Origin of the sequence: Zavarzinella formosa DSM 19928 (assembly GCF_000255705.1) — a bacterium.
Classification (GTDB): Bacteria; Planctomycetota; Planctomycetia; order Gemmatales; family Gemmataceae; genus Zavarzinella; species Zavarzinella formosa.
The window spans coordinates 35877-40375 of sequence record NZ_JH636457.1; the positions used below are offsets into that span (position 1 = coordinate 35877).

At 57.4% G+C, this 4499-nt stretch carries 6 protein-coding genes; 3 read left to right on the forward strand and 3 right to left on the reverse strand.

All coding sequences use genetic code 11. The features are described from left to right. Nucleotides 1-447, reverse strand: a 447-nt coding sequence (locus tag BGIM_RS65455) for a hypothetical protein (protein ID WP_193789102.1), incomplete at its 3' end; no start/stop codon positions are given. Nucleotides 448-532: 85 nt separating this feature from the next. Here BGIM_RS65455 and BGIM_RS0147035 point away from each other — a divergent pair. The 3 genes from BGIM_RS0147035 (at nucleotide 533) to BGIM_RS0147045 (ending at nucleotide 1922) form a co-directional block, all read left to right on the forward strand. After that, nucleotides 533-811, forward strand: a complete 279-nt coding sequence (locus tag BGIM_RS0147035; protein ID WP_020476512.1) for a hypothetical protein — start codon at nucleotides 533-535, stop codon at nucleotides 809-811. A 402-nt stretch (nucleotides 812-1213) separates the two neighbouring features. Beyond that, nucleotides 1214-1549, forward strand: coding sequence for a hypothetical protein (locus BGIM_RS0147040; RefSeq protein WP_020476513.1), 336 nt, complete (start codon nucleotides 1214-1216; stop codon nucleotides 1547-1549). 37 nt (nucleotides 1550-1586) lie between these two features. After that, on the forward strand, nucleotides 1587-1922 hold the full coding sequence (locus tag BGIM_RS0147045; protein WP_157370004.1) for a hypothetical protein: 336 nt from the start codon (nucleotides 1587-1589) through the stop codon (nucleotides 1920-1922). A gap of 685 nt (nucleotides 1923-2607) precedes the next feature. On the opposite strand, the gene BGIM_RS0147055 is transcribed toward BGIM_RS0147045, so the two are convergent. Together BGIM_RS0147055 and BGIM_RS0147060 are read right to left on the reverse strand one after the other, a co-directional pair. Then, the gene (locus tag BGIM_RS0147055; protein WP_020476515.1) at nucleotides 2608-3285 is read right to left on the reverse strand and encodes a GH12 family glycosyl hydrolase domain-containing protein; all 678 of its coding nucleotides are present in this window, start codon (nucleotides 3283-3285) and stop codon (nucleotides 2608-2610) included. Nucleotides 3286-3653: 368 nt separating this feature from the next. Then, nucleotides 3654-4313: a hypothetical protein gene (locus BGIM_RS0147060; protein WP_020476516.1), complete on the reverse strand. Its 660-nt coding sequence runs from the start codon at nucleotides 4311-4313 to the stop codon at nucleotides 3654-3656. Nucleotides 4314-4499 lie beyond the last annotated feature (186 nt).

Genomic DNA, 4499 nt, shown 5'->3' on the forward strand with positions numbered 1-4499 from the left:
GCACTGGTCGCGCTTCACGGCGTCGGCATTGGTTTTGTCCGCGTCGAAGGCGGTCTTCAACCGCCCCGCCACCGGGTCATCCGGGGGAATCGGCGGCACGGGGGGCACGGGCGGAACCGGGGGAACCGGCGGCGCCGGGTCGCCGACGGTCACGACGCAGGCCGCGAACTCGGAGAGCCTCCCCCCCTTGGCGGCGACGGCGACCAATCGAAATGACCCCTTCGTCCACCCCTGCACCCGCAACCGCACATCCTTCGGGTCCGGCGAATACTCGCGGTAGCAATCCAGCTCGGCCGGAACATCCCACTTAAGATCGTCCCCGTCGAAGGCAATCCGCACGGACGCCAGCCGCCCCGGCTGCGTCTTCACCTCCGCCGGAAGCGTGACGCTCTGCGCCAAGACAGGCCCGGCAAAGAGCATCAACACCATCGTTATCAATCGACTCATCGGCTCTCCTCTTGCGGATGGAGGAGGCGAGGATAATGGCTACGCTAATGGGGGATTAGAATTTACCGGAGTGGAGCAACCAGGCATGACCAACAAGAAGCAAGTTAAATTTGTGTTCCGTGGTGGACCACTGAATAACGTCGTCTTGGACGGCCAATCAGCGAGCGGCCCGGAACGGAATGATGTCACCTGGCTTTTGGCGAAGACCGGCGGCGGGAAACTTGGAAGCATTTTCCGGGAGACGGAAGGTTTGCGCTCCCTCGGCCGGCCAGTTTCAACCGGAACTTATTCGCTGACTTCGATCGCAGAGGATGACGACGAACGCTATCACATCTTCAAGTATGCCGAAGAGAATCAGTGTTGATAGGTTTCTGTTGACCGACGCCGCCAATCACCAATCACATCAAGAGCCACACGGTATCAGCGGTGAGAGTTTCACCCAAATAAAGCAATCCCGCCACTGACGCCGTGTGGCTGGCGGTTGGCCAATCATTTTCAACGAGCAGCTTTGGCTTCAAATGGCCACCGGGCAGGTTCGGCGTCGTTCATTTGAAACGTCTTTTCAAAGCGGAAGGAAAAGGCGCATCAATGCCTGGGGTTTGCCTCTTGATTTCTTTAATAGGTGATTTTATAATATTAATGAAATAAAAGAAAATTAATGACGAAGCTCATGATAGGCGGTCATCGGGAAATCCTTCCATCGGAAAGCTTGAACGGGCGGGCGTGAATTGCCGTCCGGCCTGTCCCCAATCACAGAGGTTTTATCATGCGTCACGCGCTTGCCGGTTGCGTTTTTGTCTTGCTCATCGGACTTCAAGGATGCGGGCTCCAAAGCGCCCTCGACAGTTTTCGCATTCAAGGCACTTGGGTGGGAAGCAAAGGGGGGAAACTGGTTTTCTATTCGGACGGCAGTTGCGAGATCAACAGCCGGCAGGGGAAATATGAGGTGATGGCGGGGAATCGCCTGAAAATCACCACCAAGGGAATGCTCTGGGGCGAGAACGAGGAAGTCGTCACTTACAGCATTTTGTCGACCTCAAGCATTCAGATCAACGCGAAAATTTTAGGCTTTGAAGTGTCGGACACTTTTCAACGACAGTAATCAACGGCGGGCGAAAATCATCACAGGAGCTTTGATTGTGCGACACTTGATTCCCCTGATTTGCCTGGCGGCGTTGGGATGCGGCCAGCAAAAAATCGATTTCAGCGAGGCGTTTGATGTTGATTATGGAGGAAAAACATTCGATTTTCCGGCGACCGGTTCCGCGCAAAATGTCAAGATTGTCGCCAGCGAGAAGGGCAATCTGATCGACATCCGCGTTTACCTGACGAACGACCAGCGAACGCTGGCGGAATACAAGGGAAATGAAAGCCACAGCCTTGAAGTGGCCGTGCCCGCAAAGCAAGGTTTTAAAGTCTGGATTGCGACAAGAACCAACGAAAGAGCCACGGTGAATCTTCGGGTGAGCAATTGATGAATCCCCGGCCGACTGTTCATTCATGGTTCCCGGACCCATCGGCGATTGTTGATGGGTCTTTTCTTTTGTGTGTCCCGCCCGGCTTTTGGCGGAGTTTGGCTTGCCCAAAGAGTCGGCGTGCAATGTGTCTTTGGAGCGAAGCGACTCGGCTCTTGGCGAGCCGAGCGGCGTGAGCCGCCGGGTGGCTTCCGGCAGTGAAGGCGCATCAGCCACGGGTTTGAGACAAGCTGAGTGAAAGGGAGGCGGTTCAACCGCCGGGAGCCACCCGGCAGCTCACGCTGCTCGGCTCGCCAAGACCAAAACCGCTCTCTCGCGATGCGGACCATGATGTGTAAAAGCCGGGGTTTTGTTGGCCCTCCCCATAGATCCGCGAAATCGCGGATCTATGGGGAGGGGCAAATCGGGCCATTGGAAACGCCCTCAACAGAGCCCGGATTATCCCAAAATCATTTGGCGACCCCTTTGATTTGCCGGGGTTTTTGAAAAATGGTGTTCAGTTGGCCCGCTGTTTTTGACCACTTTTGGGTATCTGACTGTCCAAAAATGGTCGCCGGAAGGGTGTTTTGAGGTGTTTTTCGATCACTTTGAAGGGGATTTTGACTGGTTTGAAAATCCGGCGGACGCGGCGGCTGTAGCGAGTTGGGATTTCTCGTGAAGCCGCGCGTCGAATTTCCCCGGCCGGTCAGGTCACGTTGATCGAATAATTGTTGACCACCGTTTCGCCTTGGCCAAAGGCGATTTCGTTGCCGAACTCGACGCTGGCGAGATATTGCCCCGATGTGATCCGGCCGGCGTCGACGAGGAAGTCGATGAAAAACTTCAGATCCATCGTGGCGGCGAGGAGTTCGTTTTCCAGCACGCAGGCCACGTATTTCCAGGCGTCCATAGTGGCCTCGTAAATTCGCATCTGCCCGTAAGGGGTGTCGAACAACTGGGACGAGCCGCCGGCCGGGTTCAGGCCCCGGCGGCACACCCAAACCATCACTTCCGTCCGGATGCTGGCTTCGTCGGCCTGGGGCGACGACGTGATCCAGATGTCAAAGGCCGCGTTATACGCGCCGGTCGCGGAGATGCTTAACGAGTAATCAACGGCGATGGAGCCGAGGGCGCCGATCATCTTTGGCAATTGCGGACTGGTTGATTGGGGGCTCCAGGGCTTTTTGCCAAAGATGATTTCCGGGTAGGCGACGACTTTGGTGTTGTCGGCGCCGGGCCAGTCCCAAGTCCAGCCGGCCGGATCGCCGGGGGGGCCGGAAATGCTTTGGGGCGGGTCGCCGTTCCCGTTGAAGCCCCACGTGTTGTTTTGAATCACGCCGTTTTGATAGGGAATCTCGGCAAATTTCTCATTGAGGCGAGTCATGGAGTCTCTCCGGTGGCGCGGCCGGCATCCCGATCTTTTCCGCCGGGCCGGAGTCTGCGGGGGTGGGATGGCGGCCGCCAGTTTAAGATCGAGTCGTCGGCGGAACGCGGCCCATCGTAACGCGGGAGAGCCGACGGTGTCAATCATTTGATGGGGAAAAACCGGGGGGCCGAAGACACAAGGTTTGTCTTGGTCTTGGCGAGCCGAGCAGCGTGAGCTGCCGGGTGGCTCCCGGCGGGGAAGTCGCTTTAGCAATGGGTAAGAGTCCGGCTGAGTGAAGAGGAGGCGGTTCAACCACCGGAAGCCACCCGGCAGCTTACGCTGCTCGGCTCGCCAAGACCAAGACAAACCTGATGAAAACCAAAACCTCACGGATCATCGAACCATGTCGGGCGGCTTTGCATTCGGCGCTTCATGCTCGCGCCCCTCGGCTCGACCCACACCGGGCATTCGGTGGCCGCCAGATTGTCAACGACGGGAGCCCCAACGCCGCGCCGGCCGGCCTCGCGTTCGATGCGCCGGACCATGAGCCATTGAAGCCCATGATGCCCGAAATTCAACGCCCACATGATGGCCATCACCGGAATGAACAAAATGATGACCCAGATCATGCAGCCAAGCACGTGCTCGCTCAGCCACCACGCATTCAGGCAACACAAGACAAACAGGATGAGGAGGACCAGTTCCATCACCATTCCCGCGCGCATGGATTTTTCGGACTCCTGCCGGATATGGTCGCGATACTTGCCATCCGAAATAAGCCGGGCTTCCACGAACTCGCGCAGATCCGCGAGGGCCTCCATGTTCTGCTCAAACATCAGCGATCCGAACGGGCCGACGAGGCTGATCTTGTCCTCGAAATACATCTCATAGAGATCGATGATGCGGTGGGAGTAAACAGGGTCGGCCTCCAGCTCAATCCCGCCCGCCGCATTGCAGACAACGAATTGCGTGTCATCCCACACCAGCCGCCACTTGGCCTCGTCAACGTCGTTTTCGAGCATGAGCAAATGCGAATGCAAAACCATCTCCGCCAAATCAACGGGTCTTCGCCAGAATCTGACCCCGGCATCATACGCATCGGTTCGCGCGGCTTCCCCAAAAGGCCGGGCGATGGTGATTGAAAACGCTCGGGTTGGTTTTCATCAGGTTGATTTAGGTCTTGGCGAGCCGAGCAGCGTAAGCTGCCGGGTGGCTTCCGGCGGGGAAGTCGC

Excerpts from the sequence above, each read along its gene's own strand:
- BGIM_RS0147060 (WP_020476516.1), bottom strand. The coding sequence starts at position 4,313 with ATGGTTTTGCATTCGCATTTGCTCATGCTCGAAAACGACGTTGACGAG.
- BGIM_RS0147035 (WP_020476512.1), top strand. The coding sequence starts at position 533 with ATGACCAACAAGAAGCAAGTTAAATTTGTGTTCCGTGGTGGACCACTG.
- BGIM_RS0147055 (WP_020476515.1), bottom strand. The coding sequence starts at position 3,285 with ATGACTCGCCTCAATGAGAAATTTGCCGAGATTCCCTATCAAAACGGC.
- BGIM_RS0147040 (WP_020476513.1), top strand. The coding sequence starts at position 1,214 with ATGCGTCACGCGCTTGCCGGTTGCGTTTTTGTCTTGCTCATCGGACTT.